28 protein-coding genes are annotated in these 25,155 nt (G+C 69.6%); 12 read left to right on the top strand and 16 right to left on the bottom strand.

Annotated features, from left to right (window positions below; genetic code table 11):
• Positions 1-50: 50 nt before the first annotated feature.
• Both ACG00Y_RS17460 and ypfJ read right to left on the bottom strand, forming a co-directional pair.
• Positions 51-701, bottom strand: a complete 651-nt coding sequence (locus tag ACG00Y_RS17460; RefSeq protein WP_394480979.1) for a hypothetical protein — start codon at positions 699-701, stop codon at positions 51-53.
• Positions 702-861: 160 nt separating this feature from the next.
• A complete protein-coding gene (gene ypfJ, locus ACG00Y_RS17455; protein WP_394480977.1) occupies positions 862-1,737 on the bottom strand; it encodes a KPN_02809 family neutral zinc metallopeptidase in 876 nt (291 codons plus the stop codon).
• 127 nt (positions 1,738-1,864) lie between these two features.
• Between ypfJ and ACG00Y_RS17450 the strand changes: the two genes are divergently transcribed.
• Positions 1,865-2,662, top strand: coding sequence for a head GIN domain-containing protein (locus ACG00Y_RS17450; RefSeq protein ID WP_394480975.1), 798 nt, complete (start codon positions 1,865-1,867; stop codon positions 2,660-2,662).
• Between the two features lie 23 nt (positions 2,663-2,685).
• Positions 2,686-3,327, top strand: a complete 642-nt coding sequence (locus tag ACG00Y_RS17445) for a hypothetical protein (protein ID WP_394480974.1) — start codon at positions 2,686-2,688, stop codon at positions 3,325-3,327.
• On the opposite strand, the gene ACG00Y_RS17440 is transcribed toward ACG00Y_RS17445, so the two are convergent.
• A complete protein-coding gene (locus ACG00Y_RS17440) occupies positions 3,302-4,966 on the bottom strand; it encodes an alkaline phosphatase family protein (protein ID WP_394480972.1) in 1,665 nt (554 codons plus the stop codon). The two genes, ACG00Y_RS17445 and ACG00Y_RS17440, sit on opposite strands and share 26 nt — an antisense overlap.
• Before the next feature lie 66 nt (positions 4,967-5,032).
• On the opposite strand from ACG00Y_RS17440, the gene ACG00Y_RS17435 reads away from it, so the two are divergent.
• The 5 genes from ACG00Y_RS17435 to ACG00Y_RS17415 all read left to right on the top strand — a co-directional run bounded on the left by ACG00Y_RS17435 (position 5,033) and on the right by ACG00Y_RS17415 (position 8,865).
• On the top strand, positions 5,033-5,746 hold the full coding sequence (locus tag ACG00Y_RS17435; RefSeq protein ID WP_394480970.1) for a hypothetical protein: 714 nt from the start codon (positions 5,033-5,035) through the stop codon (positions 5,744-5,746).
• Complete coding sequence (locus ACG00Y_RS17430; RefSeq protein ID WP_394480969.1) at positions 5,743-6,501, top strand: enoyl-CoA hydratase/isomerase family protein; 759 nt, start codon at positions 5,743-5,745, stop codon at positions 6,499-6,501. Before ACG00Y_RS17435 ends, ACG00Y_RS17430 begins: the two co-directional genes overlap by 4 nt.
• Before the next feature lie 94 nt (positions 6,502-6,595).
• Positions 6,596-6,832: a hypothetical protein gene (locus ACG00Y_RS17425; RefSeq protein ID WP_056266878.1), complete on the top strand. Its 237-nt coding sequence runs from the start codon at positions 6,596-6,598 to the stop codon at positions 6,830-6,832.
• Between the two features lie 153 nt (positions 6,833-6,985).
• On the top strand, positions 6,986-7,699 hold the full coding sequence (locus tag ACG00Y_RS17420; protein ID WP_394480968.1) for a 16S rRNA (uracil(1498)-N(3))-methyltransferase: 714 nt from the start codon (positions 6,986-6,988) through the stop codon (positions 7,697-7,699).
• Positions 7,696-8,865 carry an MFS transporter gene (locus ACG00Y_RS17415; RefSeq protein WP_394480967.1) on the top strand — a complete coding sequence of 390 codons (1,170 nt, stop codon included), beginning with the start codon at positions 7,696-7,698 and terminating at the stop codon, positions 8,863-8,865. The genes ACG00Y_RS17420 and ACG00Y_RS17415 overlap by 4 nt, the downstream gene beginning before the upstream one ends.
• Here ACG00Y_RS17415 and ACG00Y_RS17410 read toward each other — a convergent pair.
• Complete coding sequence (locus ACG00Y_RS17410; RefSeq protein ID WP_394480965.1) at positions 8,841-10,121, bottom strand: THUMP domain-containing class I SAM-dependent RNA methyltransferase; 1,281 nt, start codon at positions 10,119-10,121, stop codon at positions 8,841-8,843. The two genes, ACG00Y_RS17415 and ACG00Y_RS17410, sit on opposite strands and share 25 nt — an antisense overlap.
• A 58-nt stretch (positions 10,122-10,179) precedes the next feature.
• On the opposite strand from ACG00Y_RS17410, the gene ACG00Y_RS17405 reads away from it, so the two are divergent.
• Entirely contained in the window at positions 10,180-11,049 is an 870-nt protein-coding gene (locus ACG00Y_RS17405; RefSeq protein WP_394480963.1) for an alpha/beta hydrolase, read from the top strand.
• Positions 11,050-11,084: 35 nt separating this feature from the next.
• Here the strand turns inward: ACG00Y_RS17405 and ACG00Y_RS17400 are convergent, their stop codons facing one another.
• Both ACG00Y_RS17400 and ACG00Y_RS17395 read right to left on the bottom strand, forming a co-directional pair.
• Positions 11,085-12,026, bottom strand: a complete 942-nt coding sequence (locus ACG00Y_RS17400) for an alpha/beta fold hydrolase (protein WP_394480961.1) — start codon at positions 12,024-12,026, stop codon at positions 11,085-11,087.
• 47 nt (positions 12,027-12,073) lie between these two features.
• Positions 12,074-12,430: a hypothetical protein gene (locus ACG00Y_RS17395; RefSeq protein ID WP_394480959.1), complete on the bottom strand. Its 357-nt coding sequence runs from the start codon at positions 12,428-12,430 to the stop codon at positions 12,074-12,076.
• Between the two features lie 125 nt (positions 12,431-12,555).
• Between ACG00Y_RS17395 and ACG00Y_RS17390 the strand changes: the two genes are divergently transcribed.
• Positions 12,556-13,386 (top strand): AraC family transcriptional regulator, encoded by an 831-nt coding sequence (locus ACG00Y_RS17390; RefSeq protein ID WP_394480957.1) that lies wholly within the window; start codon positions 12,556-12,558, stop codon positions 13,384-13,386.
• Here the strand turns inward: ACG00Y_RS17390 and ACG00Y_RS17385 are convergent.
• The 7 genes from ACG00Y_RS17385 to argS all read right to left on the bottom strand — a co-directional run bounded on the left by ACG00Y_RS17385 (position 13,373) and on the right by argS (position 19,889).
• Positions 13,373-13,846, bottom strand: a complete 474-nt coding sequence (locus ACG00Y_RS17385; protein ID WP_394480955.1) for a hypothetical protein — start codon at positions 13,844-13,846, stop codon at positions 13,373-13,375. The genes ACG00Y_RS17390 and ACG00Y_RS17385 overlap by 14 nt on opposite strands.
• Positions 13,847-13,858: 12 nt before the next feature.
• Positions 13,859-15,355, bottom strand: coding sequence for an RNA polymerase factor sigma-54 (locus tag ACG00Y_RS17380; protein ID WP_394480953.1), 1,497 nt, complete (start codon positions 15,353-15,355; stop codon positions 13,859-13,861).
• Between the two features lie 8 nt (positions 15,356-15,363).
• A complete protein-coding gene (gene lptB, locus ACG00Y_RS17375; protein WP_394480951.1) occupies positions 15,364-16,134 on the bottom strand; it encodes an LPS export ABC transporter ATP-binding protein in 771 nt (256 codons plus the stop codon).
• Positions 16,134-16,742, bottom strand: a complete 609-nt coding sequence (lptA, locus tag ACG00Y_RS17370; protein WP_394480949.1) for a lipopolysaccharide transport periplasmic protein LptA — start codon at positions 16,740-16,742, stop codon at positions 16,134-16,136. Before lptA ends, lptB begins: the two co-directional genes overlap by 1 nt.
• A 105-nt stretch (positions 16,743-16,847) precedes the next feature.
• Positions 16,848-17,510, bottom strand: a complete 663-nt coding sequence (locus tag ACG00Y_RS17365) for a thiol:disulfide interchange protein DsbA/DsbL (protein ID WP_394480947.1) — start codon at positions 17,508-17,510, stop codon at positions 16,848-16,850.
• A 25-nt stretch (positions 17,511-17,535) separates the two neighbouring features.
• On the bottom strand, positions 17,536-18,186 hold the full coding sequence (locus ACG00Y_RS17360) for an SPOR domain-containing protein (protein WP_394480945.1): 651 nt from the start codon (positions 18,184-18,186) through the stop codon (positions 17,536-17,538).
• Positions 18,183-19,889 carry an arginine--tRNA ligase gene (argS, locus tag ACG00Y_RS17355; protein ID WP_394480943.1) on the bottom strand — a complete coding sequence of 569 codons (1,707 nt, stop codon included), beginning with the start codon at positions 19,887-19,889 and terminating at the stop codon, positions 18,183-18,185. Before argS ends, ACG00Y_RS17360 begins: the two co-directional genes overlap by 4 nt.
• A 71-nt stretch (positions 19,890-19,960) precedes the next feature.
• On the opposite strand from argS, the gene ACG00Y_RS17350 reads away from it, so the two are divergent.
• The 3 genes from ACG00Y_RS17350 (at position 19,961) to ACG00Y_RS17340 (ending at position 22,113) form a co-directional block, all read left to right on the top strand.
• Complete coding sequence (locus ACG00Y_RS17350) at positions 19,961-21,298, top strand: serine/threonine-protein kinase (protein WP_394480942.1); 1,338 nt, start codon at positions 19,961-19,963, stop codon at positions 21,296-21,298.
• Positions 21,299-21,393: 95 nt separating this feature from the next.
• Positions 21,394-21,702, top strand: coding sequence for a PsiF family protein (locus ACG00Y_RS17345; RefSeq protein WP_394480940.1), 309 nt, complete (start codon positions 21,394-21,396; stop codon positions 21,700-21,702).
• Positions 21,703-21,858: 156 nt separating this feature from the next.
• Positions 21,859-22,113, top strand: coding sequence for a glycine zipper domain-containing protein (locus tag ACG00Y_RS17340; RefSeq protein WP_394480938.1), 255 nt, complete (start codon positions 21,859-21,861; stop codon positions 22,111-22,113).
• A gap of 222 nt (positions 22,114-22,335) precedes the next feature.
• Here ACG00Y_RS17340 and ACG00Y_RS17335 read toward each other — a convergent pair whose 3' ends face one another.
• The 3 genes from ACG00Y_RS17335 to ACG00Y_RS17325 are packed head-to-tail and all read right to left on the bottom strand — an operon-like array spanning position 22,336 to position 25,154.
• Entirely contained in the window at positions 22,336-23,334 is a 999-nt protein-coding gene (locus ACG00Y_RS17335; RefSeq protein ID WP_394480936.1) for a peptide ABC transporter ATP-binding protein, read from the bottom strand.
• On the bottom strand, positions 23,288-24,238 hold the full coding sequence (locus ACG00Y_RS17330) for an ABC transporter ATP-binding protein (protein ID WP_394480935.1): 951 nt from the start codon (positions 24,236-24,238) through the stop codon (positions 23,288-23,290). The genes ACG00Y_RS17335 and ACG00Y_RS17330 overlap by 47 nt, the downstream gene beginning before the upstream one ends.
• A 1-nt stretch (position 24,239) precedes the next feature.
• Positions 24,240-25,154 (bottom strand): ABC transporter permease subunit, encoded by a 915-nt coding sequence (locus tag ACG00Y_RS17325; RefSeq protein WP_394480933.1) that lies wholly within the window; start codon positions 25,152-25,154, stop codon positions 24,240-24,242.
• Between the last annotated feature and the right edge of the window lies 1 nt (position 25,155).

Below are 25,155 nucleotides of genomic sequence, written 5' to 3'. Positions count from 1 at the left end.
ACGAACTGGCAACCCAACCGGCTTGCGCGGTACTACCCGCCGACATCGACTCAGGCAGGCGCCTGGCTCGTCAGGAACCTCAGATAGCCGATGACCTGAGCCTTGTCCCACTTCTGCGTCTGGTTGGGCACCGTGTAGCCGGCGGTGGTCGCCACGGCGGCATTCCACATGTCGCGCAGCGTATTCTTCGTGGGGAAGTTGCTGCCGTTGCTGTGAGCCCAAGCCGTCACGTAGCAGGCCATGAACAGGCCTGTGTCTGACGTGTCCCCAGTGTTCATCCATGCGCCCACCGTGGTGCCGCTGTAGCTGCCGCGGGTGATACCCAGGTCCGACAGCAACTTGCCACTGTGAATCGTCAGCACCTGGCCATTCTTGGTCCTGTAACGGTGTTCGTAGATGGTGTTGCCGTAAGCATCCTTGCCGTTGGCAGTCTTGGTGGTGCGCGGTTTCCAGACGCTCGCAACTTCCGACGGGTCGGCGCAGTTCTTGGGGCCACGGCTGGCGTTGCCGGACACGGTGAAGCCTGACGGCAGCTTGCAGGAACAGGCAATGACGGAGGCCGGCTTCAACGCGATCAGCGTCGGCCCACCGATCATGCTGGCGCGCAGCAGGTTGCGGCGGGCCTTGGACACACCAGACGCGACAGCCGCAGGCTGCGCTTCAGGCATCTGCTGTGGGGCGCGGGAGGTGTGTTCGCTCATGACAGTGGGCCTTGTGGAGCCGTTTTGCTCTGTTCTGGGATGACGCCGATGCTAGTTGAGGGCTCGGCGAATTGAACGGAAGTGTTTCACACAAACCCTTGCGAGCGCCATCCGGCGCCCCCTTGATTGGGTGGACGGTTTTAGGGGCTTTTTTACGGGGTCAGAGGGCGCCTGACGAAAAGCTGTCACACGCCTTCAGGTCGCCCGCCTCCAGCCCGCGCTTGAGCCAGCGCACCCGCTGCTCGCTGCTGCCGTGCGTGAAGCTCTCGGGCACGACGGTGCCGCTGCCGCGCTTTTGCAGCGTGTCGTCGCCGATCTGCGCGGCGGCGTTCAGCCCCTCCTCGATGTCGCCCGCCTCCAGCCAGCCCTTGCCGCGCTGCGACAGCTTGGCCCAGACGCCGGCAAAGCAGTCGGCCTGCAGCTCCAGCTTGACGCTCAGCGCGTTCATCTCGCGCTCGGAGACGCGGCCGCGGGCGCGGTCCAGCTTCTCGGTCGTGCCCATCAGGTTCTGCATGTGGTGGCCCACCTCGTGGGCGATGACATAGGCCTGGGCGAAGTCGCCCGGCGCGCCCAGGCGCTCGCGCAGCGTGTCGAAGAAGCCCAGGTCGATGTAGACCTTGCGGTCGGCCGGGCAGTAGAACGGGCCCATGGCCGCCTCGCCGGTGCCGCAGGCGGTGGGCTCGCTGCCGCGGAAGACGCGCAGGCGCGGCATCTCGTAGGCCTGGCCGCTGCGCTGGAAGTAGGCGGTCCAGACGTCCTCGGTGTCGGCCAGCACGACCTTGACGAAGCGGTAGGCCGGGTCCTGCGCCTGTGAGTCCCCGGCCGGCGCCTGTTGCGCGGCGGGCGGCGCGCCGCCATCCAGCGCGCCCAGCAGCGTCAGCGGGTTGATGCCCAGCACCCAGGCTGCCAGCAGCGCGATGACGATGCCGCCCAGCCCCAGGCCGCCGCGTCCCGTGGGCAGGCCGATGCCGCGCCGCCTGCCGCCGCCGCGTGCGTCCTCGACGTTTTCGCTTTCCCGCTGGCCTTCCCATTTCATGCCGGTCTCCTGCTGGTCGGCGCATCCTACGGCCCAGCGCCGCGGGTCTGCAGTCCGTCGCCTGCAGCAGGCAATGCACGTGCCGCCTGGCCACACTGGCGCCCATTGCCGAACTTGGAGCCTCCAGATGAAACGCCGACTTGCCCTGCTGACCCTGACGGCTGCCTTCGCCACCGGCGCGGCGGCGGGTGACGACGACTGGCGGCTGCGCATCAAGAAGGAGCCCAACGGCTGGACGGCCAGCTTCAGCGGCCCGATCGAGTATGGCAGCGGCAAGAGCCGCATCAGGGGCTCCGGTGTCAAGGTCGAGAAGACGCGGGCGCTGGCCGCCTTCACGAAGCTGCGCATCGACGGCCCCTTCGATGTCAGCCTGGTGCAGTCCGGCAGCGACCAGGCCGTCGTCGTCGCCGACGACAACATCGAGCCGCTGATCGAGACGGTGGTGGAGGGCGACGCCCTCGTCGTGCGCATGAGGCGCGAGGCCGGCTTCACGACGCGGCTGCCGCCCACCGTGCGCATCGATGCGCGCGCCTTGCAGGCCGTGGCCATCCAGGGCTCCGGCGACCTGACGGTCGAGGGCTTCAAGGCCGAGCAGTTCAGCCTGAGCATCGTTGGTTCAGGCGACGTGCAGCTCGGCCTTGTCGAGCTGCGGGAGCTGGCCGTCAGCATTAGCGGCTCGGGTGACGTGCGGGTGGCCGGCCGCGCCGAGCAGCAGCAGTGGAAGGTGCACGGCTCCGGCGACGTGGACGCGCGCGCGCTGGCCGGCCGCGCGGCACGCGTCGAGCTGCACGGCTCGGGCGACGTGGCGGTGGGGGTCACCGAGCAGCTGGACGTGCAGCTCAGCGGGTCGGGCGACGTCAGCTACGCCGGCCGGCCGCAGTTGCGCCAAAGCGTCAGCGGTTCGGGCGAAGTGCACCGCCGTTGAGGCGCTGGGTTCCAATCGCCCGCGTGAATGCGAGTGATCTCTGGTGGCAGGCGCAGGCCGACGGCCCGCTGCTGCTGGCCCTTTTCGACGCCGATGGCCGGCTGCTGCAGGCCAATGCGGCCTTTCGCCGTGCCTGGGCGCTGGCCGAGGACGACCATCCCACGCGGGACGAGATCGGCGAGGCGGCGCTGGCAGCCGGTATCGGGCCGGCGGAGGCGCCCGTGGGCCGCGCGCTGGCCGCACCCGGCGGCCGCGAGGAGTCCTGGCGCGACGGCCGGCGGCTGTGGTGGGTGGAGCAGCCCCTGCCTGGCGGCGGGCGAGCCTGCACGGGTGTGGACATCAGCGCGCTGGCCCGCCCGCGCCCGCCGGCCGGCCAGTTGCTGTCGGCCCAGGCCGGGCTGGAGCTGCTGCAATCGCTGCTCAGCGACGCACGCGCCTGGCCGCTGTGCGTGGCCACGACCGCGCCGGGCGCCGCAGCTGACGCGCTGTTGGCGCGCATCCGCAGCGAGGATGGCTGCGCGCGGCTGGAGGACGGCCGGCTGCTGTTGATGCTGCCGTCCACCGGACCGGCCCAGGCGGCGGCGCTGGTCGAGCGGCTGGGCGGGCTCAGCCTGACCGAGGCGCAGTGGGGCGAGTCGGCTACCGAGCTGCTGCTGAGAGCCTGAGGTCGCGCCCCTGGGACTGCGCCGGCGCGGGCAGGCCCGCGATGGCGGCCAGCGTGGGCGCCAGGTCGGCGACCTCGACGCGGGCCTGCTCCTCGCCCCGGCCGACGTAGCTCGGGCCCCAGAACAGCAGCGGCACGTGCGTGTCGTAGCGGTGCGGGCTGCCGTGGGTACTGCCGCCGGGGCGGTAGCTGTGGATCCAGTTCGCCTTCAACACGATCTGCAGCTGCGCGGCGCGCGTGGGGTCGAAGGACTTGCGCATCGCGTCCAGGTAGGGCGTGGCCGTGTCGCTGCCCAGCAGCTGCTCGCGGGTGAAGACGGCTTCGACGGCCGGCAGCTTCAGCAGTTCCTCGCGGGCGGCGGCCTGCACGTCAGCGAAGTTGAGGCCGCGTGTGGCGGCGAGCTTCTCGTCCAGCAGCAGGCCGGCGGCGGAGAAGTCGCGCGCCAGCCGGTCGACACCGAACTTGGCGGCCAGCCCGGTGTTGATGATGGCTAGCGACGGCGACGAGCCGAAGCGGCCGGCGTCGCGGCCCTGCGTGGCGGCCCACTCGGGCGTGTCGGAGAAGCCGTGGTCGGCCGTCAGCGCGAGCACGTAGTTGCCGGCACCCACTTCCTGGTCGAGGAACTGGAAGAAGGCCTGCAGATGGCGGTCCAGGTGCAGCGTGTGGTCGTGCGAGAGGCGCGACTCGGGGCCGAACGCGTGGTTGACGTAGTCGTGGCTGGACAGGCTGACAGACAGGATGTCCTGCACGCCGCGCTGCCCCAGCTTCTCATTGCGGACGGCGGCGCGGGCGAAGGCCAGCGTCAGCTCGTCGCCGAAGGGCGATGACAGCAGGTTGCCGTAGAAGCGCGCGCCGGGCGCCTCCATCTTGTCGCCGATGACGGCGGGCAGGCGGTTGCCGTTGCTGCTGGCGACCTGCCAGGACTGGCCGTCGGGTACCGACCTGGCATAAGCAGGCTCGGGAAGCAGCGGCGCCCAGGTCTTCTTGAAGAAGGCATCGGCGGGCTTGGCCGCATTGAAGTCCTTCACCCAGGCCGGCAGCGCGGCCATGTAGTAGGTGCTGGACGAGAACTGCCCGGTCTCGCCCATGTACATGTAGGCGGTGCCCTTGTGGCCTGCCGGCAGGATGGCGCCGCGGTCCTTGCCCGAGATGCCGATGACCCGCGACTCGGGCGAGCGCGTGCGCAGCACGTCGCCCAGCGTCTCCACCTTCAGGCTGCGCGGGCTGGTGCCGGCCAGCGGTGCCGTGGGGTTGTCGAGGTAGGTGTGCGCCGTGTCGCCGGTGTTGTAGACCGGCTGGAAGGTGACCGGGTCGCGCCACTCGTTGCTGATGATGCCGCTGCGCTGCGGGTGGGCGCCGCTGAGCATCACCGCGTGGCCAGCCGCCGTGACCGTGTGGCCGTGGCCGTAGTGCGCCTCGGCGAACCAGCGGCCGCGGTCCAGGAAGCGCGCGAAGCCGTCGGGTGCGAGCTGGTCGCGGTAGGCGCTGACCTGCCGCATGGGCAGGCCGTCGACGACGACGAGGACGAGCAGCTTGGGCACCTTCGGCGGGGCGGCCGGCGCCGGCGGCGTTGCCGTGCAGGCATTGATGAAGGGCAGGGTGGCAAGGGCCAGGCCCAGCAGGCGGCGACGTTCGAGCATCGGCATGACGTGTTTTGTGGCGACGTGAGGCGCGAGCTTACGTCGTCACAATCGGCGCGTACCGACATGGCCGACACCGACGACTTCGATCCCGCCCGCGTCCTCGACGGCTGGCGCCCGCCTGCGCCGGCGTCGGTGGACCTGGACCTGGGCCGGCTGCTGGACAGCGGCCGCGCGGCCATCGACGAGGCCAAGAAGGCTCGGCTGCAGGCGCGCGGCTATGCGATGGGCGACGTGCAGGACGTCGACCTGCCGACCGTGGCGCCGCTGCCGCCCGTCAACGACATCCCGCCGCTGAACCTGCCCGCCACGCGTTCGCGCGCCGATGCCCGCGTGCTCGAGCGCTGGCATCCCGGTGCGTGGACGGCGCTGGCGCGCCGCGTGCGCGGTGCCAGCAGCGAGGTCGTGCAGACGCCGCGCGGCCCGCAGGTCGAGAACCATGCGCCGCAGTGGCTGTGCGCGCTGTGGCCGCCGCAGGGACTGGACCTGCCGCTGCTGGGCCGCTGGCCCGAGCTGGCGATGCTGGTCAGCGCCGAGACGGCTTTCGGCGCGCTGCACCAGCTGCTGCCTTCGCTGCCGCCCGGCGCCTCGCTGTGGCCGGCGACGCTGGAGGTGGACTGGGCGCTGCTGGCCGACCTCGTGCGGCACCAGGACGCGCGGCTGCGCCCTGCCCAGGCGCAGGCGCTGCGTGAGCTGGCCGAGGCCGAGCGCAGCGCCAGCTTCGCGCGGCTGAACGACGGCTACGCCTGGCGCGACCGCGCCGCGCGGCGGCGGGCATGAGCGGCCAGGCGCCGCTGATGGCGATTGCCGACGGCGTGGCACGCATCACGCTGCGCCGGCCGCGCCAGGCCAACCGGCTGTCCAGCGACGACCTCGCCGCGCTGCAGGACATGCTTGCCGAGGTCGATGCGAACGTCGCTGTGCGTGTACTGGTGCTGGCCGGCGAAGGTCGCTATTTCTGCAGCGGCTTCGACCTTGGCGCGCTGGGCGCCATCGACGCCGGCGCGCGCTTCGGCGAACTGGCCGATGCGTTGGAGGCGGCGCGGCCCATCACGGTGGCGCGGCTGCATGGCGGCGTCTACGGCGGCGCGGCCGACCTGGCGCTGGCCTGCGACTTCCGCCTCGGCACGCCGGCTGTCGAGATGTTCGTGCCGGCGGCGCGCATCGGCCTGCACTTCTATGCGGGTGGCCTGCGCCGCTTCGTCGACCGCCTGGGCCTGGCGGCGGCCAAACAGGTGCTGCTCGCGGGCCGCACGCTGGATGCGCCGGCGCTGCTGGGCTGTGGTGGCCTGGACCAGCTGCTGCCCGACGCCGACGCGCTCGATGCGGCGCTCGCAGTGCTGACGGCCGAACTGCTGGGCATGGCGCCGCTGGGCCTGCTACCGATGAAGCAGCATCTGAACGCCATCGCCGCCGGCCGGCTCGATGAAAAGCGGCTCGCGGCCGACATCTTGAAGGCCCGCGACTCGGCCGATCTCGTCGAAGGCCAGGCCGCCTGGGCGGCCAAAAGGCGAGCGAATTTCAAGGGGTGTTGAAAGCCCTAGCCCGGGCACGCCGCGCATGGTGGAAAATGCAGCTTCTGCGCGCTCCCGTGCGCGCCACTTCTCTACACTCTTCGACAGGACCAGCGTGGCCAAAGAAACCACCAAGACCACCATCGAAGCAGATGGTCTGCGCTATCGCTCCAAGGCTCCCGGTTCGCCCTTCGCGGCCACCTCCTCCTTCGGCGCCGCAACCATGTCCTGCTTCCTGTGCGGCAAGCATCGCCCCCGTGCGATGCTGAAGTCCAAGAAACTGCTCGGCAAGTCGCAGCCGGTGTGCTCGCCGTCCTGCAAGGAGCTGGACGCGCAAATCGCAGCTAAATGAGCCCCTCGTTCAGGCTTGCCGCTGAACGCGTGCAAGCCTGACCGGTCCCCCCGAGGGGACGGCGATGCTCGCGGGGCGTGCCCCGCTCGCACATCGCCAGACGGGCCGGCTTGGGAGCGGCCCGGCGCTCGGCCCGAAAAAGGCACTACGGCCTTGCCTCGATTCTTTGTTGATACCCCGCTCGTTGAGGCCGGCGAACTTGTTTTGCCGGCGGGTGCTGCACGCCATGTGCAGGTGCTACGGCTTCAGCCAGGTGATTCGCTGACGCTGTTCGACGGCAGCGGGCCGGAATGGCGGGCCGAGGTCACGGCGATGGGGCGCAGCGAGGTGCGGGTGAACCTGCTCGCCGCCGAGCAGCCGCAGCGCGAGCTTGCTCGTGCGGTAACGCTGGCCGTCGTCATGCCGGCCAATGACCGCATGGACTTCCTCGTCGAGAAGGCCACGGAGCTGGGTGCTTCCGCACTGCAGCCGCTCGTGGGCGAGCGCTCGGTGCTGCGCCTCTCGGGCGAGCGGGCCGACAAGAAGCGCGCGCACTGGCAAGGCGTGGCCATCGCGGCTGCCGAGCAGAGCGGGCGCACGGTGCCGACACGCATCGACCCCGTCTTGTCACTGGCTGCGTGGCTGGCGGCGTTGGCTGCGCCTACAGACGACGAATGGCGCGGTCTGCTGAGCCCGCGCGCCGCCGCGCCGTTGGCGGCGTTCCCGCAGCAGCGGGCGCTTTTCCTGAGCGGCCCCGAAGGCGGCCTCAGCGACGCCGAGGAAGATGCTGCCCGCGCCCGTGGCTTCGCCGCGATCTCGCTCGGCCCCCGCATCCTGCGCGCCGACACGGCGCCGCTGGCCGTCCTTTCCTGGCTGGCCTTGTCATGAACGGGAGGCTCGCGCTGCTCGTGCTGGCGCAGGGCCTTTTCCTCACCAACAACATCTGCCTTATCGCCATCAACGGCCTCGTCGGCCTGGCGCTGGCGCCCGAGGCCTGGATGGCGACGCTGCCCATCTGCGCCTACGTGGCCGGCGGCGCGCTGACGGCGCGCCTGGTGGGCCGGCACCAGCTGCGCTTCGGCCGGCGGCGCGGCTTCCAGATCGGCCTGTTGGTCGCCATCGTCAGCTCGGCGCTGGCGCTGTGGAGCGTCGTGCAGCAGCAGTTCTGGGGTGTCGTCGCGGCCACGCTGGTGGGCGGCTACTACAGCGCCAACGCAGCGCTGTATCGCTTCGCGGCGACCGAAATCGTCGCGCCCGACAAGCGCGAGGCCGCGATCTCCTGGGTGCTGGGCGGCGGCTGCCTGGGCGCCTTCATCGGCCCGCTGCTGGCGCGCGAAAGCCAGTACCTGTTGACGGCACCATTTGCCGGTGCCTACCTGCTGCTGATCGGCGTGGCCGCGGTGGGCCTGGTGCTGATCTCGTGGATCGACTTCCCGCCGCTGGCCCGGCCCGCGCCCGGCGCCGGCGGCCGGCCGGGCGCGGAGCTGCTGCGCCAGCCGGTCTTCATCGTCGCGATGGCGGCGAGTGCGCTCGGTTACGGCGTCATGAGCCTGCTGATGGCCGCCACGCCCATCGCGATGGGCCAGTGCGGCCTGCCCTTCAGCGACGCCGGCTGGGTGCTGCAGTGGCATGTGCTGGGCATGTTCGTGCCGAGCTTCTTCACCGGGCCGCTGATCAAGCGCATCGGCGTGTTGCCTGTCATGTGGATGGGCGTGGCGCTCAACGCCGGCTGCGTTGCCTTCGCGCTCAGCGGCCAGGACCTGGACCATTTCCTCGGCGCCCTGGTGCTGCTGGGCATCGGCTGGAACTTCCTTTACATCGGCGGCACGACGCTGTTCACGCAGGCCTATCGGCCCGAGGAGAAGACGCGCGCGCAGGGCCTGATGGACACCGGTGTCTACACGGTGATGACGCTGACGTCGTTCTCTTCCGGTGCGCTGGTGACGACGGGGGGCTGGCAGTGGATGAACCTGGCCAGCCTGGTGCCCATCGGCCTGTGCGCGCTGGCGCTGGCCTGGTTGGGCCTGCGTCAGGCGCGCGCGTCGTCGGCCTGAGCGTCCCCGGCCGGCTTGCGCGCCGAGCCCTTGATGAGGTCGAAGCGGAACAGCCGGCATTCGATGGGGCCGTTCCACATCGGCACGCGGCGGGCTTCCTTCAGCCGCATCTTGCTCGGCAGCTTCATGTCGGGGCTGAGCATCCAGGCCGTCCAGCCGGCGGGGTTTTCGGTGTACTGGCGCTTCCAGTGCGACGCCAGGCGCGGGAAGAAGTCGTCGCCCGCATCCAGCTCCTCGGAGCCGCGCGCGTCGCGGGACATCGCCGCCTTGCCACGCACCTCGATGCGCTCGCCGTAGGGCGGGTTCATGACGATGCTGCCGGCCATGCCCTCGGGCAGTTGCGGCGCCGGCCGCTCCAGCGCGTCGCCACCGTTGAACTGGATGTACTGGGCCACGCCGGCGCGCTCGGCGTTGCGGCGCGCGAAATCGACCATGCGGAAGGCCACGTCGCTGGCGTAGATGGGCACCTTGGGTGCGTGCACGCGGGCGCGGGCAGCTTGCGCCATCTCGCCCCACGCAGCCTTCAAGGCCGGGGTGGAGAACGGGATCTGGCGCTCGAACGCGAAGCGGCGCAGCAGGCCGGGTGCCGAGTCGCAGGCGATCAGCGCGGCCTCGATGGGGATGGTGCCGGAGCCGCAGCAGGGGTCGTGCAGCGCGCTGTCACCGCGCCAGCCGGCGGCGGCCAGCATGGCGGCGGCCAGCGTCTCCTTCAGCGGTGCATCGCCCTTGTCGACGCGCCAGCCGCGCTTGAACAGCGGCTCGCCGGAGGTGTCGACATAGATCGCCGCGCGCTCGGGGCCGACGTGCAGCAGCACGGGCAGGTCGGGCGAATGCGTGTCCACGCTGGGGCGCTCGCCGGTGTGCTCGCGCAGCTGGTCGCAGATCGCGTCCTTGATGCGCAGCGTCGTGAAGTTCAGGCTCTTCAGCGGCGAGCGCTGGGCGATGGTGTCGACGCGGATGGTCTCGCGCGGCGTGATCCAGTCGCGCCATTCGACGCGGCGGGCCAGCGTGTAGAGGTCTTCCTCGTGGCGGTAGGGGCCTTCGATCAGCTCGATGAGCACGCGCTGTGCGAGGCGGCTTTCGAGGTTGATGCGCATCACGTCTTCCAGGCCGCCGACCAGGCCGCAGCCGCCGCGCAGCGGCTCCACCTTGCTGCGCACGCCGGGGGGCAGGAAGCGTTTCAGCTCCTCCTCCAGCAGGGGTTCGACGCCACCGGCGCAGGAAACGAACAGGGAGAGTTTGTTGGGCAGGCTCACGGCGCGATTGTCGCCGCGCCTAAACTGGACAGCGTTATCCCAAAATTCGAGACAAGCCATGAAGCGATTCGTCCTGACCCTGGCCTTGCTGTTCAGCGCGCTGCAGGCGCAGGCTGCCGACCCGGCGCCTGCCTACCCGCCGCACACCATTCCCAACACGCTGCTGCGCGCGCTGCCCAAGAACGCTGATGGCCGCACGTATCAGCTGCACATCCACCTGCCGGCCTCCTTCGCCAAGGAGCCCAAGCGGCGCTACCCGGTGCTCTACGTGACCGATGGCTACTGGGACTTCGCGACCATCGTCAGTTCCTACAACAACCTGGCCTACGACAAGGTCGTGCCGGAGTTCATCACCGTGGGCCTGGGCTATGCGGGCGACAACCTCGACTACGGCGCCATGCGCAACTGGGAGCTGTTGCCGATTCGCCAGAACCCGCTGGCCACGACCACCGGCAACGCCGACAAGTTCATCGCCTCGCTGGAGAAGGACATCTTCCCGCTGCTGGAGCGCGAGTACCGCGCCGACCCGGCGCAGCGCTTCCTCGCCGGCAGCTCGCTCGGCGGCCTGTTCACGCTGCACGCGATGTACACCAAGCCGCAACTCTTCCAGGGCTACATCGCCGCCAGCCCGGCCATCGTCGTGGGCGGTGACTGGATCATCGGCCAGGCCAAGGCCTATGCCGCCTCGGGCAAGCCCATCAAGGCGCGGCTGTACGTGACGGGTGCCGAGGCCGAGTGGCCCGCCTTCCTGGCCGGCATCAAGCGCTACCAGGCGCTGCTGCCGGAGCTGAAGCATCCGGAGCTGGTCTGGCAGAACCGCACCATCGACGGCGAGCGCCACGCGGGCACCAAGGCGGAGAGCTACACGCGCGGCATGCGCTTCGTGTTCGAGCCGCTGGCGCCGGAGACGGGCAAGTCTAAGGACTGAAGCCATCCGGCCGAGGGCCGGATGGCCGGGCAGCATCACTGGCGGACGAAGTCCAGCAAGTCCTGGTTCAAGCGGGCCTTGTGCGTGTCGGTGATGCCGTGCGGGCCGCCGGCGTACTCGATCAGGCGGGCGCCCTTGACCAGCCTGGCCGTCGCGCGGCCCGTGGTCTCGATGGGCACGATCTGGTCGTCCGCGCCGTGGATGACGAGCGCCGGCACGTTGACCTTCTTCAAGTCATCGCGGAAGTCGGAGTTGAAGAACGCGTCGATGCTGTCGTACGTGGCCTTGGACCCGGCCTGCATGCCTTGCGCGAAGAAGCTGTCCACCAGGCCCGATGACACCGCAGCACCCGGGCGGTTGAAGCCGAAGAATGGGCCGCTGGCGATGTCCTTGTAGAGCTGGGCCCGGTTGTCCAGCGAGGCCTTGCGCAGGCTGTCGAACACGGCGGTGGGCACGCCTTCCGGATGGGTGGGCGCCTGGCCCATCATGGGCGTGATGGCGCCCACGAAGACCACCTTGGCGACGCGCGCGGTGCCGTGGCGGCCCACGTAGCGGGCCACCTCGCCGCCGCCGGTGGAGAAGCCCACCAGCGTCGCGCCCTTCACGCCCTTGGCGCGCAGCACGGCGTCCAGGTCGTCGGCGTACTGGTTCATGTTGTTGCCGGTCCAGGGCTGGCCCGAGCGGCCGTGGCCGCGGCGGTCGTGGGCGATGACGCGAAAGCCGTGCTCGGCCAGGAACTGCATCTGCGACTCCCAGCTGTCCGAGCTCAGCGGCCAGCCATGGCTGAAGACGACGACCGGACCGTCCTTGGGCCCCCAGTCCTTCACGTACAGCGGTGTGCCGTCAGCGGCGGCGACAAACGGGCTGGTGGCGGCGGTGCGGGCCTGGGTGGCCGGTGCGGCTGCGGCGGTGGTCTGGACGGCAAGGCCGCCGGTGGCGAGGGTGGCGGCAAGGGCGAGGCGGGTGATGGCGTTCATGGCAAATCTCCGACAAAGGTTGGGGTAGGGGACAGAAGAAGGGGGGCTCAGGCCTTGGTGGCGACGCGGGCCGCCTCGCCGCGGCGGGCGGCGTACTCGGCCACCAGGGCGGCATAGCGCTCGCCTTGGCGCAGGGCGGCATAGCGTTGACGGGCCAGTTGCAGGGCGGGCGTGTCCTGGCCGGTTTCAGCGCTGGCACGCTCGGCGGCCGCCAGGCCGGACTCCTGGTAGATCCTCAGGTCGGCCAGCACTTCGGCCCGCGACACGGTCGACTGCGTGCTGACGCTGACGCCGGATTCGGGGTCGGTCACGAACGACGCGGCATGCACCGGGCCGGCAGCCGCGATGGCGGCGCCGAACAGCAGTTGGAAGACGGCGCGGTTGAAGCTGGATTGACGGGTCATGGCGGGCTCCTGCGTAGACGGTGGTGAAGGGGCGGTGGATGTGTCTCTCGACAGGACGAACTTTGCCGGGGACGTCCGTACTGTTGATGCCTTATAGTGCGGTTATCTTTGCATTTCGTACAAGCATGGCCGACCGACTCGCTGCCTTGTTCACTCACTTCGCCGTCCGGGCCGAGACCTTCCAGTCGGGCCCGCTGTGTGGCGTCAACAGCCTGGAGCCCCAGGCCGGGCGCGGCCAGCTGCACCTCGTGCGCGAGGGGGGCGTGGAAGTCCATCACGGTACGGCTGCGCCGCTGCGCATCGACGAGCCCAGCCTGTTGCTCTATCCGCGGCCGCTCGCCCACCGTTTCGTCACCGACCCCAGCTGCGGCGCGCAGTTCCTGTGCGCCCACATGGGCTTCGATGGCGGCGCCGGTCACCCCATCGCGGTCGCGCTACCCGACTGGGTCTGCCTGCCCCTGGCCGGCCTGCCCAGCTGCGAGCCGGTGCTGACGCTGTTGTTCGCCGAGGCCGAAGCCACGCACTGCGGCCGGCAGTTGATGCTGAACCGCTTGTTCGAGGTGTTGCTCATCTGGGTGCTGCGCGAGCTGATGAGCCAGGGCCGGGTCGAGTCGGGCATGCTGGCCGGGCTGGCGCACCCACGCCTGCGCGGCGCGCTGGTGGCCATGCACGACGCACCGCAGCGCGACTGGCCGCTGGAGGCGCTGGCGGATGCGGCCGTCATGTCACGCACGGTGTTCGCCAACACCTTCCGCGACGTGGTGGGCTGCACGCCCGGCGCCTACCTGCAGCGCTGGCGCATCGGCCTCGTGCAGAAAGGGCTGCGCGAGGGCCGCGCGCTCAAGCACCTGGCGGCCGATGTGGGCTATGGCGGCGAGGCGGCCCTGTCGCGGGCGTTCCGCACGCACACCGGGCAGTCGCCACGCGAGTGGCGCAAGGCAGCTAGCGCGCCCTGACCACCCGCGCCTGGAAGGGCACGCCTTCGATCTCCAGGAAGTACGCGCCCAGCACGCCTCGGTGCACGATGGCCTTGGGGTCTTGCAGGTCATACAGCGCCTCGCTGTCGTCGGCGATGCGCCAGACCTGCCCGTTCTCCAGCTCGATGCGCTTGTTGGGCCCCCAGCCCTGGAAGCGGCCCCGGATGCGGCTTTCGATGCGTTTCAGCTCCGCTGCGGCGGCCGGCGTCCTGACGCTTTCCTGGCCGAACTTCGCCGCCGGGTCCACCACGGCCGCTGGCGCGGCAGCGGGTGCGACAACGGCGGGTGCTGTCGGCAGGGCCACGGCGTCATAGCAGGCCAGGCGGCGCGCCGCGTCGGCCAGCTGGCGGCAGGCCTTCAGGTCACCGGCGATGTTCTGCGCCTGGGCGGCCGTGGTGAGGATGGCGAGGGCGAGGGTGGACGCAAGGCGGATGGACATGTCGTTTCCCGATTACAGCGCCTTGCGCAGGTTCGCCGGCGCGATCTTCATCGCCTCGCGGTACTTGGCCACCGTGCGCCGCGCGCACTGGATGCCCTGCTCATCGAGCATGGCCGCCAAAGCGCTGTCGGACAGCGGCTTCTTGATGTCCTCGGCGGCGACGAACTGCTTGATCAGCGCCCGCACCGCCGTGCTGGACGCCTCGCCGCCGGCCTCGGTGCTCAGCCCCGAACCGAAGAAATACTTCAGCTCGAAGGTGCCCCAGCTCGTGGCCATGTACTTGGCGGTCGTCACGCGCGAGATGGTGGACTCGTGCAGGCCCAGCTCGTCGGCGATCTCGCGCAGCACCAGCGGCTTCATGGCCAGCTCACCATGCGTGAAGAAGCCGCGCTGGCGCTCGACGATGGCCTGGCTGACGCGCAGGATGGTGTCGAAGCGCTGCTGGATGTTCTTGATGAACCAGCGCGCCTCCTGCAGCTGGCCGCCCAGCGGCGAGTTGCTGATGCCGCCGCGCGTGGCGCGCAGTGCGTTGGCGTACAGCTCGTTGATGCGCAGCTTGGGCGCCACCTCGGGGTTGAGCATGACGCGGAACTCGCGGCCCACCTTGCGCACGATGACGTCGGGCACGATGGCCGCAGACGCGCCCTGGCCGAAGCGGCGGCCGGGCTTGGGCTCCAGCTGCGTGATCAGCCCCTGGGCCTCGCGCAGCGTTGCCTCGTCGGCGCCCGTCTCGGCCATCAGCCGGCGCATGTCGCGGCGCGCCAGCAGTTCGAGGTGGCTCTTGCAGATCTTCAGCGCGACGACCTGGGCCGGGCACTTGGGGCTAGCACGCAACTGCAGCACCAGGCATTCGGACAGGTCGCGCGCGCCGATGCCGGCCGGGTCCAGGCTTTGCAGCAGGCGCAGCGCGATGCGCAGGTGGTCCAGCAGTTCCTCGACGGCCTCCGCATCGTCGGCCGGCGCCAGCGCGGCGGCGATCTCGTCGATCGTGTCCTCCAGGTAACCGTCCTCGTTCAGCGACTCGATGAGCACCTGCACGGCGATGCGGTCCCCGGGCGACAGGCTGAGGCCGGCGAGCTGCTCGGCGAGGTGGGCGGCCAGCGTGATCTCGGCGGACTCCTGGCTCTCGCGCTCGCCGTCGTCGTCATTGCTGCCGGGGCTGCTGCTGGGCAGCTCGCGGATGCCGTCGAAGTCGTCCCGTTCGGTACCGTTCTCCCAGTCCTCGCGCTCGGTGCCGCCAAAGTCCTCGGCCTGCAGCTCGGGCGTCTCGCTGGTCTCGGCCTCGCCGCTGGCCGTCTCGCCAGATGACTCGGCCGGCGCATTGGCGGCCAGCTCCGGCGTGCTGACGGTGAATTCTTCCTCGGTCTCCAGCAGCGGGTTGGTGGCGAGCATCTGCTCGACTTCCTGGTTCAGCTCCAGCGTGGACAGCTGCAGCAGCCGGATGGATTGCTGCAGCTGGGGTGTCAGCGCAAGGTGCTGACTGAGGCGGACTTGGAGCGTTTGCTTCATTGCGCCGGTTACATACGAAAGTTTTCGCCGAGATAGACCTTGCGCACGTCGGCGTTGGCCACGATCTCGTCGGGCGTGCCTTCGGCGAGCACGGCGCCCTCGCTGATGATGTAGGCGCGGTCGCAGATGCCCAGCGTCTCGCGGACGTTGTGGTCCGTGATCAGCACGCCGATGCCGCGGCCCTTCAGGAAACCGATGATGCGCTGGATCTCCAGCACCGCGATGGGGTCGACGCCGGCAAACGGCTCGTCCAGCAGGATGAAGCGCGGCTGCGTCGCCAGCGCCCGGGCGATCTCGACGCGGCGGCGCTCGCCGCCGGACAGCGCCGGCGCCGGGCTGTCGCGCAGTCCGTCGATGGACAGGTCGTGCAGCAGGCCGTTGAGCAGCTCGTCGATGCGCGCCTTGCTCAGCGACTTGCCGCGCTCGTCCACCTGCAGCTCCAGCACCGCGCGGATGTTCTGCGCCACGGTGAGCTTGCGGAAGATCGAGGCCTCCTGCGGCAGATAGCTCAGGCCCAGCCGGGCGCGTGCATGGATGGGCAGGCGCTGCACCTCGGCGCCGTCAATGCGGATGACGCCGGCGTCCGAGCGGACCAGGCCCACGATCATGTAGAAGCTGGTCGTCTTGCCGGCGCCGTTGGGGCCCAGCAGGCCGATGACCTGGCCGCAGTCGACGCGCACATGCACGTTCTTGACGACCTTGCGCACGCCATACGTCTTGGCCAGACCCTCGGCTTCGAGGCGGCTGCCGCAGGCGGGGGTGGCGGACACGTCGCCCATCACGACGGCTTGCCCGGCTGCAGCGTCGTGGACGGCTTCAACGGCAGCGCAGCGGGCGGCGCCGAGGCGGCATCGTCGGCCGGCTCGGCACGGGGCATCATGACGATGCGGTGGCGGCCATTCGGGTTGGGCGAGGCGGCGCCGCCTTCGAAGGACAGCACCTCGGTGCGGCTGTTGTAGATGATGATGGCGCCCGTCACCTCGGTCTCGACGCTGGTGCCCTTGGTGCTGCGCACGCGGGCATTGCCGATGAAGCGGACCGTCTCGGTGCGGGTGTCGTATTCCAGCTGGTCGGCCACGCCCTCGACGGCCTCGCCCGGCACGTCGCGGTTCTGGCGGAAGCTGACCGGCTGGCCGGTCGCGCCGTTGGCATAGGCCTGCACGTAGCCGTCACTGGTCTCGCGCACGTCGACCTTCTCGGCGCGCAGCAGCAGGCTGCCCTTGGTGATGATGACGTTGCCCACCAGCTCCAGCCGCTGGTTGACGTTGTCGATCTTGCCGGGCTTGTCCGACGAGAACACAAACGGCTTCAAGCGGTCGGCCTTCTCCGCCAGCGCGGGCGCGGCGGCGAGGGCGATGGCGAGCAGGAGGGGCAGACGCTGGGGCATGGCGGCACGGAAGTTGCAGGCCATTCTATGGGCCTGCCAACGTCCGCAGCCTTTCCGGCGCGGCAAGTCAGTCAGGAAACTTTGCCGCTTCTGCGGGATTCAGCGTCAGGCCTTGCGGCGCACGCGCTGGATCAGGAAGTCGGTGTACTGCAGCGCGCGTTGGCCCAGCTCGTGCTCGGGCAGGCGCTGGCCCGCGCCGGCCATGCTGGGCGAGGTCAGGAAGCGGCCACCGACGCCAAGCGCGGGCACACCGTCGATGCGGTAGGCCTCGGACAGCTTCTCGGCCTGGGTGCACTTGGTCTGCACGCCGAAGGAGTTGTAGGCGTTCTGGTACTTGGTCGCGTCCACGCCCAGGTTGGCGAGGAACTTGGCCTGGCTCTTGGCGTCGTCCAGCGCCAGCCCCTGCTGGTGCATGGCGGCGAAGATGGCCGGGCGGGTCTGGGCTTCCTGGCCCAGGGACTCCAGCGCATAGAACATGCGCTGGTGGATCTTGACGTTGGCGCGGAAGGCCACGTGCACCTTGCGGAAGTTCACGTCGGCCGGCAGCCGCTTGGCCCAGCTTTCCACCAGCGACTCGAAGGCATAGCAGTGCGGGCAGCCATACCAGAAGAACTCGACGATCTCGATCTTGCCGGGTGGCGTGGGCAGCGTCTGCGGCAGCACGTTGTAGTGGCGGCCCTCGACGGGGCCGCCCTGGGCGAGGGCGGAGCCGGTGGCGCCCAGGATGGGTGCAGTGGCGACGAGGGCAGAAAAATCGCGGCGCTTCATGGCGTCAGGGTCCTTGGCTTGAGAGTCAGCGTTGTACACGAACGAGATTGGCCTCGAAGCCCGCACCCTCAATCTTGCGCTGCAGGTTCTCGGCCTCGTCCCGGCTGTCAACGGGCCCGAGGCGCACGCGGTAGACAGTGCGACCGTTTTGTTCGCGCTCCATCAGCTTGGCGGTGAAGCCCTGGATAGCCAGCTTGGCCTTCTGCGCCTCGGCGTCCTCGGGGCGGGTGTAGGCGCCGGCCTGCACGAAGTAGATGTAGGCGTCGGCGCCGGGCGTGGCGGCGGTTTCGGGCTTGGACGCGGCCGGCTTGGGTGCTGCAGCCGGCGCCGGCAGGGCCGCCGCAGCGCTGGCGGCGGCCACGGCGGCGCTGGCCGTCGTGGTGGCCGGCGGCGGGGCGGTCAGCGGTGGCGGCGCGTTGACGACGCCGCTGGCGCTGCGCGCGGCCTTGCCGGCCAGCGGCGCGTTCGGGTCCCAGTTGCGGTTGCGCTCGGCCTCGGCGGCGTCATGCTCGGCCGTGCGCTGCGGCACCTTGTTGACGAAGGGGATGGGCACCTTGGTGATGTACAGGGCCACGCCCAGGGCCACGGCCAGGCCGATCAGCAGGCCGACGATCAGCCCGAGGACGAAGCCGCCTTTCTGGTTCTTCTGGCCGGCGGGTTTGGAGGCAGCAGTCATTCGGTCTCCGTGGTGTCGGGAATGTCGCGGTTCATCTGTTCGGGCGCGCTGACGCCCAGGAGCCCCAAGGCATTGGCCAGCACCTGGCGCGTCGCGGCCAGCAGCGCCACGCGGGCGCGGCTGAGCTCCGGCGCCACGCCGACCACGCGCTCGGCGGCGTAGTAGGAGTGGTAGGCGCCGGCCAGGTCGCGGGCGTAGAAGGCCACGTCGTGCGGCGCCAGGCCGGCGGCGGCGCCGGTGAGCATGTCGGGGTAGGCGGCGAGCTTGAGCATCAGCGCCTCTTCCGTCGGCGCAGTCAGCAGGCGGGTGTCGGCGCCGGCAATGCTCGCCTCATCGCCGCCCCATTTGCGGATCACCGAGCAGATGCGCGCATGGGCGTACTGCACGTAGAACACCGGGTTCTCGTCGTTCTGTTTCAGCGCGACGTCGATGTCGAAGACGAACTCGGTGTCGGCCTTGCGGCTGATCAGGAAGAAGCGCACCGCGTCGCGGCTGGTCCAGTCGATCAGGTCCCGCAGCGTCACATAGCTGCCGGCGCGCTTGGAGATCTTGACCTCCTCGCCGCCCTTCATGACCGTGACCATCTTGTTCAGCACGTACTCAGGGAAGCCCTGAGGGATGCCGAGACCCACTGCCTGCAGGCCGGCGCGCACGCGGGCGATGGTGCCGTGGTGGTCCGTGCCCTGGATGTTGATGCACTGCGTATAGCCGCGCTCGAACTTGTTGATGTGGTAGGCCACGTCGGGCACGAAGTAGGTGAAGCCACCGTCCTTCTTGCGCATGACGCGGTCCTTGTCGTCACCGTAGTCGGTGGTGCGCAGCCACAGCGCGCCGCCTTCCTCGTAGGTCTTGCCGCTTTCAACGAGGCGCTCGACGGTCTTCTCCAGCTGGCCGCCCGCGTAGACGCTGCTTTCCAGGAAGTAGTTGTCGAACTTCAGGCCGAAGGCCTGCAGGTCCAGGTCCTGCTCGTGGCGCAGGTAGGCGACGGCGAACTGGCGGATGCTGTCGAGGTCGTCGATGTCGCCCGACGCGGTGAACTCGCGGTCGTCGGCCTTGACAGTTTCCTTCTTCAAGAAGGCGTCGGCGATGTCCTGGATGTAGTCGCCGTTGTAGGCCGACTCGGGCCACTCGGCATCCCCGGGCTTGAAGCCCTTCAGGCGCATCTGCGTGGAGTTGGCCAGCGTGGCGATCTGCACGCCGGCGTCGTTGTAATAGAACTCGCGGGTCACATCGTGGCCCTGGCTCTGGAAGACCGAGCAGATCGCGTCGCCCAGCGCGGCCTGGCGGGCATGGCCCACGTGCAGCGGGCCGGTCGGGTTGGCGGAGACGAACTCCACCATGACGTGCTTGCCGGTGGCGGCGCGGTGGCCGAACTTGGCGCCGGCGCTCAGCACCTCGGCCACGACGGCCTGCTTGGCCTCGGGCTTCAGGCGGATGTTGATGAAGCCGGGGCCGGCGATCTCCAGCGCCTGCACCCATTGCTGGAAGGCGGGCTGGGCTTCGAGCGCGGCGACGAGGCGGGTGGCCAGTTCGCGCGGGTTGGCCTTCAGCGGCTTGGCCAGTTGCATGGCGGCCGTGCAGGCGAAATCGCCATGGCTGGCCTGCTTGGGAGATTCGAACGCGGCCACGGCGTTGGAGCCCGGGGCGATTTGCTGCAGAGAGTCGGCGAGTGCGGTGAGCAGTGCCTGCTTGGCTTGGATCATGGGGCGGGATTCTAGGAGGCGGCCTCCGGGGGCACGGTCAGCGCGCCCGTGCCGCCCGTATCATGCCCCGCGTGACCGCTTCCGCCGACGATCTGCCCGCCCACATCGGCCGCTACCAGGTGCTCAAGCGCCTGGGCGAGGGCGCCACCAGCGACGTGTTCCTGGCGCGCGACCCCTTCCAGGCGCAGGACGTGGCCATCAAGCGCATGCGCAGCTGGGCGCCGCCCCCGGACGCGCCCGCCAGCGACTTCAGCAACCGCTTCTTCAGCGCCGAGGCGGCACTGGCCGGGCGGCTGAACCACCCCAACGTCGTCGCCATCCTCGACGCCGTCGCCGAGGACTCCTCGCCCTACCTTGTCATGGAGTACGTGCCCGGCGTCACGCTGAAGCACTTCTGCCGCAGCGACCGCCTGCTGGCGCTGGACCAGATCGTGGAACTCGGCTTCAAGTGCGCGATGGCGCTGGGCTATGTCTACCGTCAGGGCGTCATCCATCGCGACGTGAAGCCGGCCAACCTGCTGGCGGTGCTGGACGGCGCCGGCCAGGTGGTCGACGTCAAGGTCAGCGACTTCGGCTCGGCGCTGAACCTGCATGCGGACTCAACGCAGATCCACCGCGTCGGTTCGCTGGCCTACATGCCGCCGGAGCAGATCGAGGGCGCCGACGTGGACTGCCGGGCCGACATCTACGCGCTGGGCGCCGTGCTCTACCACCTGATCGGCGGCCGCCCGCCCTTCGACGCGCCGCACCAGATGGCGTTGATGCACCAGATTTACCACCAGCCGCCGCTGCCCCTGGTCGACCAGCGCCAGGGCGTCAGCGAGGCGCTGGATGCCGTCGTGCAGAAGGCGCTGGCCAAGGGGCCGCACGACCGTTTCCCCGACTGGGAGAGCTTCGCGCAGGCGCTGTCGGCGCTGGTGGCCAGCCAGCAGGTGCCGCTGAACCGCCTCGGCGAGGTGCGCGACTCGGAGCGCTTCAACATGCTGCGCAGGCTTGAGTTTTTTGCCGACTTCGGCGACGTGCAGCTCTGGGAGGTGGTGCGCCGCGCGCGCTGGAAGCGCTACCCGTCCGGTCACGCGCTGTTCAAGCGCGGTCAGGAGGGCAACAGCTTCCACATCATTGCGCAGGGCGAGGTGCAGGTGTTCCGCGAAGGCCGGCTGGTGGCGACGCTGGGGCAGGGCACGTCCGTTGGCGAGATGGCCTACCTGGCGCCCAACCCCGACCTGCGCCTGCACAGCGCCGACATCAAGGTCACCGATGAGTGCACGACGATCTGCTTCACGCCGGAGTCCGTCGCCCAGCTCAGCCCCGAATGCCAGCACCGCTTCGACCGCGGCTTCATCCGCGTGCTGGTGCGCCGCCTGCATGCGGCCCATGAGGCGCTGGCCCACCCGCGCCGCATCCTCTAGTCGACTGACAACCGGGCGTTAGATCGCTTGGCAGCGCCCGGCGGTCATGCTTGAATCTTCCGGCCCCATCACCCTCCTAGAGGAAGGAGTTCCAGATGACACGCTTCACTCTCGCCATCGCGCTGAGCTTTGCCGCCCTGAGCGCCCAGGCCGCCGACCCGGCGCCCAGCGCCCAGCAGTCCAAGATGGCGACCTGCAACAAGGACGCCGGCGACAAGAAGGGCGACGAACGCAAGGCCTTCATGAAGGAGTGCCTGTCCGCCAGGCCGGCTGCCGCCGCTGCGGCTGCGAGCGGCATCACGCCGCAGCAGCAGAGGATGAAGACCTGCAATGCCGACGCCAAGGGCAAGACCGGCGACGAGCGCAAGGCGTTCATGAAGCAGTGCCTGAGTGCCAAGACCTGAGCTTGCCCGCCCCGTCGAAGAGCCGCCTGCCCGGGCGGCTCTTTGCTTTGCGGCTGTGCGGCTTCGTCTGACACAGGATCGGCGAAGCGGCCTGCACCGAGCGATGAGCGCAGCGCCCAAAGTAGCTTCATGACCAACCACATCCAAGAAGCTGCCATGAACACCAGCCAAACCCAAGTCGAATCCGGCGCCACCTACTGGCGCGTGATGGTCGTCTCCCTCGCCGCCGCGGCGACGCTGGCCTTGACTGCCTGCGCCGGCATGTCGGCGCGTGAGACCAGCACCGTCGTCGGCGCCACTGCCGGCGCCGTCATCGGCGGCGTGGTGACCGGCACGACCGCCGGTGCCGCAGTCGGCGCTGCAGCCGGTGGCGTCGTCGGCAACGAAATCGCGAAGAAGCGCAACCGCTGAGTCATCTGCCCCTCGCCCAGTCTTGCCGCGCTGAACGCGGGCAAGCCTGGTCGGTCTTGCAGACCGCGCAGCCGGCGGAGCGGCTGCTCTTCGGTAGGCACGACAAGTCCACAGGACTTGCCGTGTCCGGCCTCAGTCCCGAGGGGACGGCGATGCATGCGGCATTGAGCCGCAAGCACATCGCCTGCGTGCCGGCTTGGGACGGCCCGGCGCCGGTCCGCGTTAAACCGCGTGGCAGGCCACGCGCCTGCCGTCCACATCGCGCAGCAACGGCACTTCCTCGCTGCAGCGCGGCATGGCCAGCGGGCAACGCTTGTGGAAGGCGCAGCCGCTGGGCGGGTTGAGCGGGCTGGGCAGCTCGCCGTGGATGACGATGCGCTCGCGCCGGTCCGCCTTGCGCAGGGCCGGTGTGGCGCTCATCAGGGCCCGCGTGTAAGGGTGCAGCGGCGCGGCGAACAGCCGGCGCTTTTCGCCGATCTCCACCGCCGCGCCCAGGTACATCACCATCACTTCGTCGGCCACATGCTCCACGACCGACAGGTTGTGCGAGATGAACACATAGCCCGTGCCGAACTCTTCCTGCAGGTCCATGAAGAGATTCAGGATCTGGGCCTGGATGGAGACATCCAGCGCGCTCACCGGCTCGTCGGCGACGACGATGCCCGGATTCAGGATCATGGCCCGCGCGATGGCGATGCGCTGGCGCTGGCCGCCCGAGAACATGTGCGGATAACGCCGCAAATGCTCGGGGCGCAGGCCCACCTTGGTGGCCAGCGCTTCGACCCGCTCCTGACGCTCGGCGGCGGAGAGCGGCGTGTTGATGAGCAGCGGTTCGGCCAGCGTCGTGGCGATGGTCTTGCGCGGGTTCAGTGACGCGAACGGGTTCTGGAACACCATCTGCACGTCGCGGCGCAGTGCCTTCAAGGTCGCCTTGTCGGCCGTTGCGGCGTCCGTGCCGCGGATCTTCAGTGACCCGCGCGTGGGCGGCTCGATCAGCGTCAGCTGGCGGGCTAGCGTGCTCTTGCCGCAGCCGGATTCGCCGACGACCGCCAGCGTCCTGCGAGGTGCCAGCGTGAAGCTGACGCCATTGAGCGCTTTCACGGTGGCCTTGGGCTGGAAGAGGCCGCGGCTGACGGCGTAGTGCTTGGCGAGGTCGGTCGCCTCAAGGAGGAGTTCAGACATGATCTGGCTCCTCGACGGGATAGAAGCAGCGCACGCCATCAGCAAGCGCCGGGCGCTCAGCCACGCAGCGCGGCTGCACACGTGGGCAGCGCGGCGACAGCAGGCAACCCGACGGCCGGTCGATCGCGCCAGGGACGATGCCTGGCAGCGCGGACAGGCGTGTGGCGCCCTTGTTGTGCTCGGGGATCGCGGCCAGCAGCGCGTTCGTGTACGGGTGGCGCGGCGCGTCGAAGAGGTCCGGCACCGGGCCGGTCTCGACGATCTGGCCGGCGTACATCACCGCGATGCGCTGGGCCATCTCGGCGACGATGGCCAGGTCGTGCGTGATCATGATGAGTCCCATGCCCTGCTCGCGTTGCAGCTTGAGCAGCAGCGCCATGATCTGGGCCTGGATGGTCACGTCCAGCGCGGTGGTCGGCTCGTCGGCGATGAGCAGCTTGGGGCCGCAGGCGATGGCCATTGCGATCATCACGCGCTGGTTCATGCCGCCGGAGAGCTGGTGCGGGTAGGCGCTGGTGCGGCTGGCGGCGTCGGGGATCTCGACGAGGTCCAGCAGTTCGACGACGCGCTGCTTGGCAGCCCTGCCGCTCAGGTTGAGGTGGGCCTTCAGCACTTCGGCGATCTGTGCGCCGACGGTGTAGCTGGGGTTGAGGCTGGTCAGTGCGTCCTGGAACACCATGGCGACGTCGCGGCCGATCAGGGCGCGTCTCTCGCTTGGCGAGAGTTTGAGCAGGTCGCGACCCTGGAATTCGAGGGCGTCGGCGGTGACTTTGCCGGGCGCGTCGATGAGGCCCATCAGCGCGAGCATGGCGACCGATTTGCCGGAGCCGGATTCGCCGACGATGCCCAGCAGTTCGCCCGCGTCCACGGTGAGATCGACGCCGTCGACGGCGGGGAAGTTGCCGAAGTGGACGCGGAGGTTGCGGATGTTCAGAAGGCTCATCTCACGCCACCTTCTTCAACTTCGGGTCCAGCGCATCGCGCAACCCGTCGCCCATCAGGTTGATCGCCAGCACCGTCACCAGAATCGTCAGCCCCGGCAACGTGACGACCCACGACGCCCGCGTGATGTAGTCCCGCGCGGACGAGAGCATCGTGCCCCACTCTGGCGTCGGCGCCTGCACGCCCAACCCTAGAAAGCCCAGCCCCGCCGTCTCCAGAATCGCCGAGGAAAAGCTCAAAGTCGCGTTGACGATCAACGGCGCCATGCAGTTGGGCAGCACCGTGATGAACATCAGCCGCCACACGCCTGCGCCGGCCACGCGGCTGGCCGTCACATAGTCGCGCCCGATCTCGGCCAGCGCCGCCGCGCGCGTCAGCCGCACATAGCCCGGCAGCGCGCCGATGGCGATGGCGATGACCGTGTTGACAAGACCTGGCCCCAGGATGGTGATGACGCAGATGGCCAGCAGCAGTGACGGCAGCGCCAGCACGATGTCCATCACCCGCATGATCGCCGGCGACAGCCAGCGCTGGAAGAACGCCGCCAGCAGCCCCAGCAGCACTCCGGGCAGCAGCGACAGCAGCACCGACGCTAGGCCGATGCCCAGCGACACCCGGCCGCCGTGCAGCAGCCGGCTCAGCATGTCGCGGCCCAGCTCGTCCGTGCCGAGCAGGAATCGCGCATTGCCGCCCTCGGCCCAGACCGGCGGCGTCAGCATGAAGTCGCGGTACTGCTCGATGGGATCGTGCGGCGCGATCAGCGGGGCGAACAGCGAGGCCAGCGCGATCAGCGCGAAGACGATCAGGGCAGCGAAGGCGCCCCGGTTGGCGGTGAAGCCAAGCCAGAACTCGCGCAGCGGGCCGGGTGGGGCCGCAGTCACGTCTGGTATGGGCTCGGACACAGATGCGGGGTTCATG

This window comes from Pelomonas parva (assembly GCF_043555835.1).
Taxonomy (GTDB): domain Bacteria; phylum Pseudomonadota; class Gammaproteobacteria; order Burkholderiales; family Burkholderiaceae_C; genus Pelomonas; species Pelomonas parva.
This window is presented reverse-complemented; position numbering and strand designations above follow the sequence as displayed.